The sequence below is a fragment of the Burkholderia sp. AU31652 genome (genome assembly GCF_002223155.1).
Classification (GTDB): domain Bacteria; phylum Pseudomonadota; class Gammaproteobacteria; order Burkholderiales; family Burkholderiaceae; genus Burkholderia.
This window is the reverse complement of record NZ_NKFG01000003.1, coordinates 566,201-582,976: the sequence shown is the minus strand read 5'-3', so window position 1 is coordinate 582,976 and position 16,776 is coordinate 566,201. Positions and strand designations below refer to the sequence as shown.

Here is a 16,776-nt window from a genome sequence, read left to right as displayed (position 1 = left end):
GCAACACGCCGCCGCCTACACCGCGCCCACGCAAAAAACCCGCGGCATGCCGCGGGAAGCCGTCGCAATGACGGCGACTGAAGGAGCTCGTTGTCGGTCGCGCGCGTCGCGTTACTTCTGTGCCGTGCGGGCAGGTGGGGCCGCGGGCTTGCCGGGCGGCTTGCCCGGTGCGGGCGGCGTGGCACCCGTGCCGGCCGCACCGACCGTCAGGCCTTCCCGCTGAAGCCGCTCGACGGTATGGCCGCCCATGCCTTTCACGCGCGACGCGAGATCTTCCGCATTCTTGAACGGACCGCGTGCGCCGCGTTCGTCGAGAATCGCCTTCGCCCGTGCCAGGCCGATGCCCTTGATGCCGACGAGCGCATCCTCGTTCGCGGTGTTGACGTCAACGGCCGCCCAGGCCGACGCGATCGTGCCGAGCATTGCCGCTGCGGCCAACCATTTCCTGATCATGTGCTGGATCTCCGATGAAAAACGGCCGGCGGCTGCCGACCGTGAGACCCAGTCTATCGATGCAACGCTTCCGTTTAAACCTGGCCAGATAGCCAACGCACATAGCGATCGACGCCTTCCTGCACGGTCAGGAACGGTGCGTCGTAACCGGCCGCGCGCAGCTTCGTCTGATCGGCCTGCGTGAAGCACTGGTACTTGCCGCGCAGTGCGTCGGGGAACGGCACGTATTCGATCAGCCCTTGCTCGACCTGCTGCGCGAGTGTCAGCGGCGGCTGGTTGTCGAGCGCACGCAGCGTGTTCACGACCGTCGACGCGATATCGTTGAACGGCTGCGCACGGCCGGTGCCGAGGTTGAAGATGCCCGACTTCTCCGGATGATCGAAGAAGAACAGGTTCACCTTCGTCACGTCCTCGACCGACACGAAGTCGCGCGTCTGCTCGCCCGGTGCATAGCCGTTGTACTCGCCGAACAGCTTCACCTTGCCTTCCGCACGGAACTGGTTGAAGTTGTGGAACGCGACCGACGCCATGCGCCCCTTGTGCGTCTCGCGCGGGCCGTACACGTTGAAATAGCGGAAGCCGGCGATCTGGCTCTTCGCGGTCGGCAGCACGCGACGGATCACCTGGTCGAACAGGAACTTCGAATAGCCGTAGATGTTCAGCGGCGCCTCGACCTCGCGCTCCTCGACGAAGCGCGTCGATCCGCCGTAGGTCGCGGCCGACGACGCGTACAGGAACTGCGTGCCCTGCGCGAGGCAGGCGTCGAGCACCGCGCGGCTGTAGCGGAAGTTGTTGTCCATCATGTAGCGGCCGTCGGTTTCCATCGTGTCCGAACAGGCGCCTTCGTGGAAAATCGCGCGTACCTTGCCGAAATCGCCGCGCGCGAAACGTTCGACGAATTCCGTCTTGTCCAGATAGTCGTCGATCTCGCAATCGACGAGATTCCGGAACTTGTCCGCACGCGTCAGGTTGTCGACTGCGATGATGCGCGTTTCGCCGCGCTCGTTGAGCGCCTTGACGATGTTCGCGCCGATAAAACCGGCTGCGCCGGTGACGATGAGGGTCATGATCGTCCTGCCTGAAAAGTGCGAGCCATGCGTGCGGCGCGCTCGTCGCGCCACCGCATGCGCTCAGTGAAACAGTTCGTCGTAGTCCACCGTGGCCGTCCCGAGCTTGCCGACCACGATGCCCGCCGCGCGATTCGCGAACACGACGGCGTCGACGAGCGGCACGCCCGCGCCGAGCATCGTCGCGACCGTTGCAATCACGGTATCGCCCGCGCCCGACACGTCGAACACCTCGCGCGCGAGCGCCGGGGCGTGCAGTTCGCCGGTGGCGGAAAACAGCGTCATCCCTTCCTCCGAACGCGTGAGCAGCAGCGCGTCGATGTCGAGTTCCGCGCGCAGCTTCGCGACGCGCGCGCGCAGATCGTCTTCCGACTTCCACTGCCCGACCACTTCGCGCAGTTCAGCGCGATTCGGCGTGATCAGCGACGCGCCGCGATAGCGTGCCCAGTCGTCGCCCTTCGGGTCGACGAGGACGGACTTGCCGGCCGCACGCGCCTTCTCGATCATCGTCGTGACGTGCGTCAGGCCGCCTTTCGCGTAATCCGACATCAGCACGACGTCGTGCTGCGGCAGCAGCGCATCGAAGCGCGCGAGCCCCGCGAGCAGCACCTCGTGCGTCGGCATCGCCTCGAAGTCGACGCGCAGCAGTTGCTGCTGGCGCGCGAGCACGCGCAGCTTGATCGTGGTCGGCAGCGCCGGGTCGCGCTCGAGATGCGGCGTCACGCCGCTGCTGCCGAGCAGCTCGACGATCCGCTCGCCGGGTTCGTCACAACCGACGACGCACAGCAATCCGGCCTGGCCGCCGAGCGTCACGGCGTTGCGTGCGACGTTGGCCGCACCGCCGAGGCGCTCTTCCTGACGCTGCACGTGCACGACCGGCACCGGTGCCTCAGGCGAAATGCGATCGACGTTGCCGAACCAGTAACGGTCGAGCATCACGTCGCCGACGACAAGCACGCGCGAGCGCGCGATCTGCTCGCGCGGCACCGGAACGACTTCGCGGAGAGTATTCATCGTGTGGTCAGCCACGGGTGGACGACTGGGGATCGACATACGGCCGGCCGATCGCGTAGTAGTCGATGCCCAGTTCGGCCATCGCATCCGGCTCATAGAGGTTGCGACCGTCGAAGATCACCGGCGCCTTCAGTTCGGCCTTCAGGCGCGTGAAGTCGGGGCTCCGGAATTCCTTCCACTCGGTCACGATCACGAGCGCGTCCGCGCCCGTCACGGCGATGTCCTGCGTCTCGACGAGATGCAGCCGCGTCAGCGCGTCCGGATCGGTGCCGAAATCGAGCGCAAACACGCGCCGCGCCTCGTCGACCGCGACCGGATCGTACGCACGCACGGTCGCGCCGCGTTCGAGCAGCGCGGCGATCAGGCGACGGCTCGGCGCCTCGCGCATGTCGTCGGTGTTCGGCTTGAACGCCAGGCCCCAGACCGCGAACTCGCGGCCGGTCAGGTCGGCGCCGAAGCGCTGCTCGATCTTGCTGATCAGCACGTCCTTCTGCGCATAGTTGGCCGCCTCGACGGCCTCCAGGATGCGCAGCGGCTGGCCGTTCTCGCCGGCCGTGCGAATCAGCGCCTGGACGTCCTTCGGGAAGCACGAGCCGCCGTAGCCGACGCCGGCGTACAGGAAGTGATAGCCGATGCGCGGATCGGAGCCGATCCCGCGGCGCACGGCCTCGATGTCGGCGCCGACCTTGTCGGCCAGATTCGACATCTCGTTCATGAACGAGATGCGCGTGGCGAGCATCGCGTTCGCCGCATATTTCGCGAATTCGGCCGAACGCACGTCCATGTAGATCGTGCGCTCGTGGTTGCGATTGAACGGCGCGTAAAGCTTCTTCATCTTCTCGCGCGCGATCGTGCCCGTCTCGTCGTCGTCGACGCCGATGATGATCCGGTCCGGACGCATGAAGTCTTCGACCGCGGCGCCTTCCTTCAGGAACTCCGGGTTCGACACGACCGAGAAGCGATGCGCGACGCTGCCTGCCAGACCGCGGGCGGCAAGCGCCTCGTCGACCACGCCGCGCACGCGCTGCGCGGTGCCGACCGGCACTGTCGACTTGTCGACGATCACCTTGAAGCCCGTCATGTGGCGGCCGATGTTGCGTGCGGCTTCGAGCACGTACTGCAGGTCGGCCGAGCCGTCCTCGTCGGGCGGCGTGCCGACGGCGATGAACTGGATCTCGCCGTGCGCGACGCTCGCCTCGATATCGGTCGAGAAGCGCAGGCGCCCCGCCGCGCGGTTGCGCGCGATGATGTCCAGCAGCCCCGGTTCGTGAATCGGCATCCCGCCGTTGTTCAGGATGTCGATCTTGCGCTGATCGACGTCGAGACAGAAGACGTCGTGACCGATCTCCGCGAGACAGGCGCCCGTGACGAGACCGACATAGCCGGTGCCGATGATGGTGATTTTCATAGATGTTCCGGTACTTCCCGGTAATTGACTAACTTGGCCGCCGGGACGAGCCCGGCGACAACCGCAGCGCGTTTCCGCTCGCCGGGATCAGCCCGGCATCGCAGGTTCGACGCGGCGCGGCGCATAGGTTTCCCAGCCGCTGCATCCGGGGCACTGCCAATAGAAGAGCCGTGCCCGGAAACCGCAATTCTGGCACGTATACCGTGGCAGATTCTTCGTGCGCTGCTTGATCAGCGCACGCATCATTTCAAGTTCCTTACGACGCGGTTCGTCGGCCGCGGCGATTTGCGCATCGAGCAGATGCAGCATCCCCGACAGGTTCGGAGACTTCTCCATCTGCGTGCGCGCGAGCGTGTGCGCGGCATCCTGGCCGCGCAACCCAGCGATGTGCTGGTACGCGATGTCGAGCAGGTCGTTCGACGGATAGCGGTCGATATACCCCATCAGCAGCTCGGCGCCTTCGGCATGCTTGCCGAGCGCGACGTACGCCTTCATCAGCTTGTCGGCGACGAGCGGCAGATACGCCGGATTCTGCGCCTCGACGCGCTTCCAGTGCTCGATCGCAGCCGCGTGGTTGCCCTCGGCTTCCGCCGCGTCGCCGGACAGCACCGTCGCGCGCACGTTCTGCGGGTTCACGGCCAGCGCCAGGCGCAGCTGTTCGGCGGCCGCTGCCGCGTTCTTTCGCTGCAGCGCGTCCTGCGCGAGTTCGCAGTGGAACTGGGCAATTTCGACGCCAAGCGGCTTGTCGCTCATCGACTCGATGCGCTTCGCCGTATCGATCGACTTGTTCCAGTCCTTCTCGATCTCGTAGATCGTCAGCAGCGCCCGCTGCGCGCCGAGCGCGTAATCGCCGTCGGCGAGCTTGTGAAACGCCTCTTCGGCACGATCGAGCAGCCCGGCCTTCAGGAAATCCTGGCCGAGCTCGTACAGCGCGTGGTCGCGCTCGTTGACCGGCAGGTCCGTGCGGCTCAGCAGGTTCTGGTGCACGCGGATCGCGCGATCGGTCTCGCCGCGGCGGCGAAACAGGTTGCCGAGCGCGAAGTGCAGCTCGACCGTCTCGGGATCGAGCTTGGCGACCTCGATGAACGCATCGATCGCCTTGTCGGGTTGTTCGTTCAACAGAAAATTCAGGCCGCGAAAATACGAGCGCGGCAGGTTGGCACTCTCCGACAGGAGATTCTTCAGGTCATAGCGTGACGCCGCCCAACCGAGCGCGAACGCAACCGGAATCGCGAGCAACCACCAGAAATCCAGATCCATGCGAAATATCGAAGCAGAGACGAAAACCGCGCGATGACCGCGCGGCGTCCGTGTTAAATGACGGGCGGCATCGGCGGCTGGTCGATGACGGCCGGCGTTTCGCGCGCCGCACGCAGATCGCGCTTCAGGCGCCCGTTCTCGAGACGCAGGCGGAAGATCGAAGGCAGCGCGGACAGCAAGCCGGCCAGCAGCCCCACGGCGAAGAACGCCAGGCCGATCAGGATCAGCGGCGCTTGCCATGAATAGCCGGCAACGAAATTCAGCGTCGCGGTTTGCGTATTGGCCAGCGCAAGCACCAGCAGCAGTACGAACACCAATACCCGGATCAGCCAGACGATAAACTTCATGAAGCCCTCTCTTTGTTGAGGTTTGCCGCGGCGCGCGACTCCCCTTCGTCGCACCGAATCGACCCGTATTGTAAAGGATGCGTTTCCGCGGCTGCGCAGATCCTGCGTGCCGCCGTTGCGCGATGATCGCCGGAAATGAAAAAAGCGCCCGCAAGGGGCGCTTTTCTTTTCAGCCTTCGCCGGATAGGTTCCGGGCAAACCGGATGACGCTTAACGCTCGTCGTCCGGATCATCAGCCTTCAGCGGTTCACCGGCGCGGCCGTCGACGCGTTCGCGCAATTCCTTGCCAGGCTTGAAGTGCGGCACGAACTTCTCGGGCACCTGCACTTTCTCCCCTGACTTCGGGTTGCGTCCGACGCGCGCCGGGCGACGGTTGAGGCCAAAGCTGCCGAAACCCCGAATTTCAATGCGATGCCCTTTCGCCAGGGCGTCAGACATCGCATCGAGCATCGTTTTCACCGCGAAATCCGCATCCTTGAGGACAAGTTGCGGAAATCGCGATGCCAGCTGCGCGACCAACTCGGATTTGGTCATACTTCAGCAGACCTCGTGAGGCTTACTGGTTCTGGCCGTCGAGCTTCGCCTTCAGCAGCGCGCCGAGGTTGGTCGTACCGGTCGCAGCAGCGCTGGAGTCCGACTGCAGGCCGCGGATCGCTTCCTGTTGTTCAGCCGAATCCTTCGCCTTGATCGACAGGTTGATGCCGCGCGACTTGCGATCGATGTTGATCACCATCGCGTTGACCTTGTCGCCTTCCTTCAGCACGTTGCGTGCGTCTTCGACGCGATCCTGCGAGATTTCCGACGCGCGCAGGTAGCCTTCGATGTCACCCGTCAGCGTAACGACCGCACCCTTCGCATCGACCGTCTTCACGACGCCGTCGACGATCGAGCCCTTGTCGTTCATTGCAACGTAGTTGCTGAACGGGTCGCCTTCGAGCTGCTTGATGCCGAGCGAGATACGTTCCTTCTCGACGTCGATACCGAGCACGATTGCTTCGACTTCGTCGCCCTTCTTGTACTTGCGAACCGCTTCTTCGCCAGCTTCGCTCCACGACAGGTCCGACAGGTGGACCAGGCCGTCGATGCCGCCCGGCAGACCGATGAACACGCCGAAGTCGGTGATCGACTTGATTGCGCCCGTGATCTTGTCGCCCTTCTTGAAGTTGCGGCTGAAGTCATCCCACGGATTCGGCTTGCACTGCTTCATGCCGAGGCTGATACGACGACGGTCTTCGTCGATCTCGAGGACCATGACTTCGACTTCGTCGCCCAGCTGGACAACCTTCGACGGAGCAACGTTCTTGTTGGTCCAGTCCATTTCCGACACGTGGACGAGGCCTTCGATGCCCGATTCCACTTCGACGAATGCGCCGTAGTCGGTGATGTTCGTGACCTTGCCGAACAGGCGCGTGCCCGACGGGTAACGGCGCGAGATGCCTTCCCACGGATCGTCGCCCAGTTGCTTGATGCCCAGCGAGACGCGGTTCTTCTCTTGGTCGAACTTGAGGATCTTCGCGGTGACTTCCTGGCCAACCGACAGGACTTCGCTCGGGTGACGCACACGACGCCATGCGATGTCGGTGATGTGCAGCAGGCCGTCGATGCCGCCGAGGTCGACGAACGCGCCGTAATCGGTGATGTTCTTGACCACGCCGTTGACGATCGCGCCTTCCTTCAGCGTCTCGAGCAGCTTCGCGCGCTCTTCGCCTTGGGTTGCTTCGATCACTGCACGACGCGACAGCACGACGTTGTTACGCTTGCGATCGAGCTTGATCACGCGGAACTCGAGCGTCTTGCCTTCGTACGGGGTCGTGTCCTTGACCGGACGCGTGTCGACCAGCGAACCCGGCAGGAACGCGCGGATGCCGTTGACCATCACGGTCATGCCGCCCTTCACCTTGCCGGTGATCGTGCCGGTGACGAGTTCGTTGTTGTCGAGCGCCTTTTCCAGCGACAGCCACGATGCAAGGCGCTTCGCCTTGTCGCGCGACAGGATCGTGTCGCCGTAGCCGTTTTCGAGTGCGTCGATCGCGACGGACACGAAATCGCCCGACTGCACCTCAACCTCGCCCTGATCGTTCAGGAATTCCTCGATCGGAATGTAAGCCTCGGACTTCAGGCCTGCATTGACGACCACGAAGTTGTGGTCGACGCGCACGACTTCGGCGGAAATCACTTCGCCGGCGCGCATGTCTTGGCGGGTCAGCGACTCTTCGAACAGAGCCGCGAAAGATTCAGTATTCGGGGTAGAGGTTTGCAGGTCGGACATAAAAATCTGATTGTGCATGGATCGCTGTGCCACGCCGGCCGGAATGGCAGGCTGAAAGGGCCAGATCGAGGTCCACACGGGGTTAAGGGTTCGAAACACGCTCCGCAATTACGCACGGAACACCTACCGCTGCCCGCCTTCTCAGGCCGGCTGGCCGAGCGCCCGGTACCACTGCAGCACCTGGTCGACCGCTTCATCGACCGAAAGCGCCGATGTGTCGAGCAGCTTGGCATCTGCTGCGGGCTTAAGCGGCGCGGCCGCGCGATTGCTGTCGCGCGCGTCACGTTCACGAAGATCCCGGAGCAAGTCATCTATATTAGCAGAAAAACCTTTTTGCATCAATTGCTTATGCCGTCTGGTCGCGCGCGCCTCGGCGCTGGCCGTCAGGAACACCTTCAGCACGGCGTCCGGGAAGATCACGGTACCCATGTCGCGCCCGTCCGCAACGAGGCCCGGCGTCTTGCGGAACGCGCGCTGGCGCGCGACGAGCGCGGTGCGCACCGGCCCGTGCACGGCGATCGCCGACGCGCGGTTGCCGACCGCTTCGGCGCGGATGTCGTTCGACACATCGACGCCGTCGAGCTGCGCGCAGCCTTCGCGGAACGTGATGTGGAGATCGTCGATCAGCTTCACCAGCGCGTCGATGTCCTCAGCCTCGATGCCATAGCGCACGCTCGCGAGCGCGGCGAGCCGGTACAGCGCGCCGCTGTCGAGCAGGTGGAAGCCAAGATGCGCGGCGACGAGCGCGGCGACGGTGCCCTTGCCGGAAGCAGTCGGGCCGTCGATCGTGATGACGGGAGTCGGGTGAAAGGGTCGGGTCGATTTCATCAGAACAGTGGGGTCAGGCTTTGGCGAGCGCGGCGAAGCGGTCGAAATAGTCGGGGAACGTCTTGCCGACGCACTTCGGATCGTTGATCCGCACGGGCACGCCGCCCAGGCTGACGAGCGAGAAGCACATCGCCATCCGGTGATCGTCGTACGTGTCGATCGCCGCGTTCGGCGTGAGCTTTTCCGGCGGCGTGACGACGAGGTAGTCGGGGCCTTCCTCGACGATCGCGCCGACCTTGCGCAGCTCGGTCGCCATCGCGGCGATGCGGTCGGTTTCCTTCACGCGCCAGCTCGCGATGTTGCGCAGCGTGCTCGTGCCGTTCGCGAACAGCGCCGCGACCGCGATGGTCATCGCCGCATCGGGGATCAGGTTGAAGTCCATGTCGATCGGCTCGAGCTTGCCGTGGTCGTGGCCGATGCCGCGTACGTCGATCCAGTCGTCGCCCATCGTCACGTTCGCGCCCATCTGCATCAGCGCGTTCGCGAAGCCGACATCGCCCTGGATGCTCGCTCGCCCCACGCCTTCGACGCGCAGCGGGCCGCCGCCGAGCGCGCCGGCCGCGAGAAAGTACGACGCGGAAGACGCATCGCCCTCGACCATGATCCGCCCCGGCGAACGATAGCGGACGCCGGCCGGCACGACGAAGCGCTGCCAGCCGTCGCGCTCGACCGTCACGCCGAAGCGCTCCATCAGCCGGATCGTGATGTCGATGTACGGCTTCGAGATCAGCTCGCCATCGACCTCGACGACGATCTTGCCGTCCTTCGCCTTCACGAGCGGCAGCGTCATCAGCAACGCCGTGAGGAACTGGCTCGACACGTCGCCGCGCACCCGGATCGGCGCGTCGACCGAAATGTTCGCCGGCTTGATCCGCAGCGGCGGGTAGCCTTCGTTCAGCTCGTAGTCGATCTGCGCGCCGACTTGCCTCAGACCGTCGACGAGGTCGCCGATCGGCCGCTCGTGCATGCGCGGCACGCCGTGCACGCGATAGTCGCCGCCGTTCACCGCGAGCGCGGCGGTCAGCGGCCGCACGGCCGTGCCCGCGTTGCCGAGGAACAGGTCGGCCGTCTTCGCGGTGAATGCGCCGCGCGTGCCCGCCACGACGCAGGTGTCGCCATCACGCGCGAGCTTCACGCCGAGCTTGCCGAGTGCGTCGAGCATCACGCGCGTGTCGTCGGAATCGAGCAGGTTGGTGATCGTCGTTTCGCCTTCGGCAAGCGCCGCGAGCAGCAGCACGCGGTTCGAAATGCTTTTCGAGCCGGGCAGGCGCACGGTGCCCGATGCGCTGGAGTACGGGCCGAGATCGAGATAGTCCATGGGAATCGTCCTGTTATTTCTTGACCGGTTCGGCAGCGGGCGTACCGCCACGCTCCTGCCATGCCTTGCGCGCAGCGCGCGAGCGCGTGAACACCGCTTCGAGCGCCGCGCCGTCGCCGGCGTCGATCGCCGCGCGCAGCCGCGTGAGCACACGCGTGTAGCCATCGAGCTCATCGAGCAGCGCCGCGCGGTTCGCGACGCACACGTCGCGCCACATCTCCGGGCTCGACGCCGCGATGCGCGTGAAATCGCGGAAGCCGCCCGCCGCGTACGAGAATTTCAGTTCCGCGTCGGCCTCGCCGAGGATCTGCTCGACGAGCGCGAACGACAGCACGTGCGGCAGATGACTGATCGACGCGAATACGCGATCGTGCTGCTCCGTGCTCATCGTGCGCACGTCGGCGCCCGTTGCACGCCACATCGCATCGATCCGCGCAACGGATTCGGGTGCGTTCTCCGGCAGCGGGCACAGCACGACGTTGCGGCCGACGTACAGATCCGGCAACGCGGCCTCGACGCCGCTCGACTCGCGGCCGGCGATCGGGTGACCCGGCACGAACTGCGCGATCCGCGCGCCGAGCGCTTCGCGCGCGGCCGCAACGACATCGGACTTGGTGCTGCCTGCATCGGTGACGATCGTCGCCGCTTCAAGCCACGGCGCGATGCGCGCGAGCAGCGGGCCCGTCTGCGCGACAGGTGCAGCCAGCAGCACCAGATCGGCACCCGTCAGCGCGTCGCGCAATTGCGCGTCGTCGTCGAGCGCCGCCGCGCGGTCGATCACGCCGAGTGCGAGCGCACGCTCGACCGAAGCACGCGAACGGCCCACGCCGACAACCTCGCCCGCGCCGCCCGGCGCGCGCTCGCGCAGCGCGCGGGCCAGCGATCCGCCGATCAGGCCGACGCCGAAGATGACCAGTTTGTTGAATGCAAAGCCTGACACGACTAGAGCCAAGTTACGCGCGCAGGACGACGCCCCGCACGCGGAATTCCAGATTCCGGGCCACGGGCCCGCACCCGGCGCAACCTGCGCCGGATGCCGCCCGAACCCGCCTTCGGCAGCACCGATCGGCCTGCCCTGCCCGCGTGGCCGCAACGCCTGCGCGAACAGGCCACGGGCCGCCACGCATCAGCGTGCGCGCGGATACGACCCGAGTATCTTCAGGAACGCGGCCTTCTGGCCGAGTTCCGCGAGCGCGGCCGCAACCGACGCATCGTCCCGGTGCCCTTCGATGTCGATGTAGAAGTAGTACTCCCACGTGCCGACGCGCGCCGGACGCGACTCGAAGCGCGTCATCGACACGCCGTGCCGCGCGAGCGGCTCGAGCAGCTTGAACACGGCGCCCGGTTCATTCTTCACCGACACGATCAGCGACGTCTGGTCGTGACCGCTCTGCCCGGCCGGCTGCTTGCCGATGATCACGAAGCGCGTGCGGTTGTGCGGATCGTCCTGGATCAGCGAGAACGCGATCTGCAAGCCGTAGTGTGCGGCCGCGCGGTCGCCCGCGATCGCCGCGACGGTCGGATCGGCCGCCGCGAGACGCGCAGCCTCCGCGTTGCTCGCCACCGCCTGCCGCTCGAGCTGCGGCGCATTCGCCGCGAGCCACTGCTGGCATTGCGCAAGCGCCTGCGCGTGTGCGCAGACGCGCTTCACGCCGTCGAGCGTGCCGCTCTGCGTCAGCAGGTTGTGATGGATCGGTAGCGCGAGTTCACCGCTGATCAGCAATTGCGTCTGTAGCAACAGGTCGAGCGTGCGCGACACGGCGCCTTCGGTCGAATTCTCGACCGGCGCGATACCGAACGCGGACGCGCCGGCCTCGACCGAGCGGAACACCTCGTCGATCGACGGGCACGGCAGCCCTTCGATCGACTGGCCGAAATACTCGAGCATCGCCTGCTCGCTATACGTGCCGACCGGCCCGAGGAACGCGACGTGGATCGTCTGCTCGAGCGCGCGGCTCGCGGCCATGATCTCGCGCCAGATGGCGCTGATATGCTCGCTCGCGAGCGGCCCCGCGCTCATGTCCTGCAGCCGGGCGATCACTTGCAGCTCGCGCTCCGGCCGGAACACCGGCGCGTTGAAATGCTTCTTGACCTCGCCCACCTCCAGCGCCACCGCGGCGCGCTGGTTCAGGAGCGCGATCAGCTGCGCATCGATCGCATCGATGCGATCGCGCAGCGGTTTCAGGCGGGAATTCAGTTCGTCGTCCATGCGTTTTGCCGTGCTGTTTGAACAGCGCCGCCGTCAGGCGCCGCGCTGCTCGAAGTCCTTCATGTACTCGACGAGCGCTTTCACGCCCTCGAGCGGCACCGCGTTGTAGATCGACGCCCGCATGCCGCCGACGGACTTGTGGCCCTTCAGCTGCAGCAGCCCGCGCGCCTTTGCGCCGGCAAGGAAGTCTTCGTTGCGCGTTTCGTCGGCCAGGAAAAACGGCACGTTCATCCGCGAACGTGCTGCCGGCTCGACCTTGTTCAGATAGAAACTGCTCGCATCGATCGTGTCGTAGAGCAGCTTCGCCTTTTCGATATTGCGGGCCTCGATCGCTTCGAGGCCACCCTGCCGCTTCAGCCACTGGAACACCAGGCCCGCGATGTAGATCGCGTAGGTGGGCGGCGTGTTGTACAGCGAGTTGTTCGCTGCGATGGTCTTCCATTCGAACGCGGACGGGCAGATCGACAGCGCACGGTCGAGCAGATCCTCGCGCACGATCACGAGCGTCACGCCGGCCATCCCGATGTTCTTCTGCGCGCCGCCGAACAGCACGCCGTACTTCGCGACGTCCAGCGGACGCGACAGGATGTGCGACGAGACATCCGCGACCAGCGGCACGTCACCGAGATCGGGAATCTCGAACGTCTCGACGCCGTCGATCGTCTCGTTGGTACACAGATGCACGTAGGCCGGATCGTCCGACAGCTGCCATTCGGCGCGCGCGGGCGCACGCGTGAAGCCGTCTTCCGTCTTGCCGGTTGCGGCGAGATGCGGCGTGCCGTATTTCTTCGCTTCGCTGAACGACTTCTGCGACCACGAGCCCGTGACGACGAAGTCGGCCGTCGTGCGCGACCCGAGCAGGTTCATCGGGACGATCGCGTTTTCCGCGATACCGCCGCCCTGCAGGAACAGGATCCGGTGACTGGCCGGCACGCCGAGCAGGTCGCGCAGGTCGGTCAGCGCGGCCTCGTGGATCGACATGAATTCCTTGCCGCGATGGCTCATCTCCATCACGCTCATGCCGCTGCCATGCCAGTCGAGCATTTCGTCGGCCGCTTGCCGCAGCACTTCCTCGGGCATCGCCGCAGGGCCGGCGGAGAAATTAAAGACGCGCATCGTGAAAACCTCGGAGGGACGCGACCGGCTCGCCGCCGGCAGAACGCGCCAGAAAAGAAATGGCCGCTTGCGCTCGCGCGCAAACGGCCATTATCGCACTGTCGTCAGGCTCCCGCCAAACCCGGCCGAACGGCAGGGGGCGTGCCCGGACGGCTTTACTTGCCCGGCTTGACTGCTGCGACTTCCTTGTCAGCCTGCGTGCGCGTTGCCTGGATAGCTTGCGGCATGTACTTCTGCATCAGGCCGTTGACCACGTCGCGACCGACCTGATCCTGAACCTGGATGAACTTGCGGCCCGTCGGGCTCTTGTAGAACGTCGTCAGATCCTTGATCTCCGACGTGCTGTAGTACTTCGCGTAGGCGTCGTACTGAGCCGACATCGCGTCGCTCTGGAACTGTTGCGTGCCGAACACCTTGCCTGCGCCGTCAACCAGCTTCGGCACCGCGTTCTTCTGCAGCGTCGGAACGGCAGCCTGCTTCTGCTTGTCGTTCAGCGTCTTGTTTTCCGACAGCGCGTCCGACAGGATTGCCGGGACGAGTTGCTTGGCCTGCATTTCGGCGCTGTTGCCGATTGCCGACACGAGCTTCGGCGCGTCGATCGCGTCGAGCAGATCCTTGATCGCTGCCTTCTTGTCGGCGTCGATCGGCGCAGCTGCTGCCGGAGCTGCCGGTGCGGAATTCGACAGCGCTTGCGCCATCGCGAACGTCGGCACCAGTGCAGCCAGCAGAACCAGTTGCTTGAATTGCTTTTGCATCATCACTCCCTTTTGGAAATATGAATGGTTGCTCGCCGGCCGCGGCGCTTCGCGCCTGCGGCGGCTAGAGTCTCATCCGTTCTTCAGGCTTCGCCGTCCGACGCCTCGTCGGCTTCGCCCTCTCCCTCTTCGGCCTCCGCGATCTGCTGCAGGCCAGAGAGCTTGGTACCCTCATCGAGACTGATGAGTGTAACACCTTGCGTGGCACGCCCCATCTCGCGAATCTCCGAGACACGGGTGCGAATCAACACGCCGGCCGTCGTGATCAGCATGATCTGATCTTCGGCATCGACGAGCGTTGCAGCCACGACCTTGCCGTTACGCTCGGACGTCTGGATCGCGATCATACCCTTCGTGCCGCGGCCGTGACGCGTGTACTCGGTGATCGGCGTGCGCTTGCCGTAGCCGTTCTCGGTCGCGGTGAGCACCGTCTGCTCCTCGCTGCCGGCAACCAGCAGCGCAATGACCTGCTGGCCATCCTCGAGCTGCATGCCGCGCACGCCGCGCGCCTCGCGACCCATCGGACGCACGTCGTTCTCGTCGAAGCGCACGGCCTTGCCGGAGTCGGAGAACAGCATCACGTCGTGTGCGCCGTCGGTGATCGACGCACCGATCAGGAAGTCGCCTTCGTCGAGACCGACCGCGATGATGCCCTTCTTCATCGGACGGCTGAATGCCTCGAGCGGCGTCTTCTTCACGGTGCCGAGCGACGTTGCCATGAAGATGAACTTGTCGGCCGAGAATTCCTTGACCGGCAGCACGACGTTGATCTTCTCGCCTTCCTGCAGCGGGAACATGTTGACGATCGGGCGGCCGCGCGAGTTGCGCGAGCCCTGCGGCACTTCATAGACCTTGACCCAGTACACGCGGCCGCGGTTCGAGAAGCACAGGATGTAATCGTGCGTGTTCGCGATGAACAGCGTCTCGATCCAGTCGTCTTCCTTCATCTGCGTCGCCTGCTTGCCGCGACCGCCACGCTTCTGCGCACGGTACTCGGACAGCGGCTGCGACTTCACGTAGCCCGCATGCGACATCGTGACGACCATGTCCTGCGGCGTGATCAGGTCTTCGGTGTTCAGCTCGGTCGCGTTCAGCTCGATCTTCGAGCGGCGCGCGTCGCCGAACTCGGCCTTCACCGAGGTCAGCTCCTCGCCGATCATCGTCGTGATCCGCTCGGGGCGCGCGAGGATGTCCAGCAGGTCGGCGATCTGGGCCATCACTTCGCGGTACTCGCCGATGATCTTGTCCTGCTCGAGGCCGGTCAGGCGCTGCAGACGCATCTGCAGGATTTCCTGGGCCTGCGTGTCGGACAGGCGGTACAGCCCGTCGGCCTGCATGCCGAACGCCGGGTTCAGGCCTTCCGGGCGATACGCGGAGCGGCCGCCGGCCGCCGCGTTCTCGCTCTCGGCACGCGTGAGCATCTCGCGCACGAGCGACGAATCCCACGGCTTCGCCATCAACTCCGCCTTCGCGATCGGCGGCGTCGGCGCGGCCTTGATGATCGCGATGAACTCGTCGATGTTCGCGAGCGCGACCGCGAGACCTTCGAGCACGTGGCCGCGTTCGCGGGCCTTGCGCAGTTCGTAGATCGTGCGGCGCGTCAGCACTTCGCGTCGATGCGACAGGAAGCACTGCAGGATTTCCTTCAGGTTCAGCAGCTTCGGCTGGCCGTCGACGAGCGCGACCATGTTCATGCCGAACGTATCCTGGAGCTGCGTCGCCTTGTACAGGTTGTTCAGCACCACTTCCGGCACTTCACCGCGCTTGAGCTCGATCACGACGCGCATGCCGCTCTTGTCGGACTCGTCGCGGATGTCGGAGATGCCTTCGAGCTTCTTCTCGTTGACGAGCTCGGCGATCCGCTCGAGCAGCGAGCGCTTGTTCACCTGGTACGGCAACTCGTCGACGATGATCGCCATCCGCTGGCCGCGGTCGATCTCCTCGAAGTGCGTGGCAGCACGCATCACGACGCGGCCGCGCCCGGTGCGATAGCCGTCGCGCACGCCGGCGACGCCGTAGATGATGCCGGCCGTCGGGAAATCCGGCGCCGGGATGATCTCGATCAGCTCGTCGATCGTCGCTTCCGGGTTGCCCAGCAGGTGCTGGCACGCGTCGACGACTTCGTTCAGGTTGTGCGGGGGGATGTTGGTCGCCATGCCGACCGCAATACCCGACGAGCCGTTGATCAGCAGGTTCGGGATGCGCGACGGCAGGACCGACGGCTGCATTTCGTTGCCGTCGTAGTTCGGCTCGAAATCGACCGTTTCCTTGTCGATGTCGGCGAGCAGCTCGTGACCGATCTTCGCCATGCGAATTTCGGTGTAACGCATCGCCGCGGCATTGTCGCCGTCGATCGAGCCGAAGTTGCCCTGCCCGTCGATCAGCATGTAGCGCAGCGAGAAGTCCTGCGCCATCCGCACGATCGTGTCGTAGACCGCGGTGTCACCGTGAGGGTGGTACTTACCGATCACGTCACCGACGATACGCGCCGACTTCTTGTACGCGCGGTTCCAGTCGTTGTTCAGTTCGTGCATCGCGAACAACACGCGCCGGTGCACGGGTTTCAGGCCATCGCGGACATCCGGGAGGGCACGTCCGACGATCACGCTCATCGCGTAATCGAGATACGAACGGCGCATTTCCTCTTCTAGGGAGGTGGGCAGGGTCTCTTTGGCGAATTGATCCATGTATCCGTATCGTTTCGGAGCGAAGACGGCGAACGCCTTTCGCGT

At 65.0% G+C, this 16,776-nt stretch carries 15 protein-coding genes; all 15 read right to left on the bottom strand.

The genetic code is table 11. The features are described 5' to 3' along the window. Positions 1 to 111: 111 nt before the first annotated feature. Complete coding sequence (locus CFB40_RS05385) at positions 112 to 453, bottom strand: ComEA family DNA-binding protein (protein WP_089430767.1); 342 nt, start codon at positions 451 to 453, stop codon at positions 112 to 114. Positions 454 to 527: 74 nt separating this feature from the next. Further along, the gene (rfaD, locus tag CFB40_RS05380; protein WP_039343257.1) at positions 528 to 1,520 is read right to left on the bottom strand and encodes an ADP-glyceromanno-heptose 6-epimerase; all 993 of its coding nucleotides are present in this window, start codon (positions 1,518 to 1,520) and stop codon (positions 528 to 530) included. Positions 1,521 to 1,583: 63 nt separating this feature from the next. Continuing rightward, positions 1,584 to 2,534: a D-glycero-beta-D-manno-heptose-7-phosphate kinase gene (gene rfaE1 / locus CFB40_RS05375; protein WP_089430766.1), complete on the bottom strand. Its 951-nt coding sequence runs from the start codon at positions 2,532 to 2,534 to the stop codon at positions 1,584 to 1,586. A 7-nt stretch (positions 2,535 to 2,541) separates the two neighbouring features. After that, on the bottom strand, positions 2,542 to 3,942 hold the full coding sequence (locus CFB40_RS05370; protein WP_089430765.1) for a UDP-glucose dehydrogenase family protein: 1,401 nt from the start codon (positions 3,940 to 3,942) through the stop codon (positions 2,542 to 2,544). Between the two features lie 87 nt (positions 3,943 to 4,029). Then, positions 4,030 to 5,202: a lipopolysaccharide assembly protein LapB gene (gene lapB, locus CFB40_RS05365; protein ID WP_089424802.1), complete on the bottom strand. Its 1,173-nt coding sequence runs from the start codon at positions 5,200 to 5,202 to the stop codon at positions 4,030 to 4,032. A gap of 53 nt (positions 5,203 to 5,255) precedes the next feature. Next, a complete protein-coding gene (locus CFB40_RS05360; protein WP_021157458.1) occupies positions 5,256 to 5,549 on the bottom strand; it encodes a lipopolysaccharide assembly protein LapA domain-containing protein in 294 nt (97 codons plus the stop codon). Positions 5,550 to 5,759: 210 nt separating this feature from the next. Beyond that, the gene (locus CFB40_RS05355; RefSeq protein WP_006486894.1) at positions 5,760 to 6,083 is read right to left on the bottom strand and encodes an integration host factor subunit beta; all 324 of its coding nucleotides are present in this window, start codon (positions 6,081 to 6,083) and stop codon (positions 5,760 to 5,762) included. A 22-nt stretch (positions 6,084 to 6,105) separates the two neighbouring features. After that, positions 6,106 to 7,818, bottom strand: coding sequence for a 30S ribosomal protein S1 (gene rpsA, locus CFB40_RS05350; RefSeq protein WP_011544885.1), 1,713 nt, complete (start codon positions 7,816 to 7,818; stop codon positions 6,106 to 6,108). 141 nt (positions 7,819 to 7,959) lie between these two features. Then, on the bottom strand, positions 7,960 to 8,646 hold the full coding sequence (cmk, locus tag CFB40_RS05345) for a (d)CMP kinase (RefSeq protein WP_039343267.1): 687 nt from the start codon (positions 8,644 to 8,646) through the stop codon (positions 7,960 to 7,962). 13 nt (positions 8,647 to 8,659) lie between these two features. Next, entirely contained in the window at positions 8,660 to 9,964 is a 1,305-nt protein-coding gene (gene aroA / locus CFB40_RS05340) for a 3-phosphoshikimate 1-carboxyvinyltransferase (protein WP_089430764.1), read from the bottom strand. 13 nt (positions 9,965 to 9,977) lie between these two features. After that, a complete protein-coding gene (locus CFB40_RS05335) occupies positions 9,978 to 10,904 on the bottom strand; it encodes a prephenate dehydrogenase/arogenate dehydrogenase family protein (protein WP_089424800.1) in 927 nt (308 codons plus the stop codon). A 186-nt stretch (positions 10,905 to 11,090) separates the two neighbouring features. Beyond that, on the bottom strand, positions 11,091 to 12,173 hold the full coding sequence (gene pheA, locus CFB40_RS05330) for a prephenate dehydratase (protein ID WP_069247429.1): 1,083 nt from the start codon (positions 12,171 to 12,173) through the stop codon (positions 11,091 to 11,093). A 33-nt stretch (positions 12,174 to 12,206) separates the two neighbouring features. Continuing rightward, complete coding sequence (gene serC / locus CFB40_RS05325; protein WP_089424799.1) at positions 12,207 to 13,289, bottom strand: 3-phosphoserine/phosphohydroxythreonine transaminase; 1,083 nt, start codon at positions 13,287 to 13,289, stop codon at positions 12,207 to 12,209. A 155-nt stretch (positions 13,290 to 13,444) separates the two neighbouring features. Beyond that, complete coding sequence (locus CFB40_RS05320) at positions 13,445 to 14,044, bottom strand: DUF2059 domain-containing protein (RefSeq protein ID WP_006486966.1); 600 nt, start codon at positions 14,042 to 14,044, stop codon at positions 13,445 to 13,447. Positions 14,045 to 14,127: 83 nt separating this feature from the next. Then, positions 14,128 to 16,731, bottom strand: coding sequence for a DNA gyrase subunit A (gene gyrA, locus CFB40_RS05315; protein WP_089424798.1), 2,604 nt, complete (start codon positions 16,729 to 16,731; stop codon positions 14,128 to 14,130). Between the last annotated feature and the right edge of the window lie 45 nt (positions 16,732 to 16,776).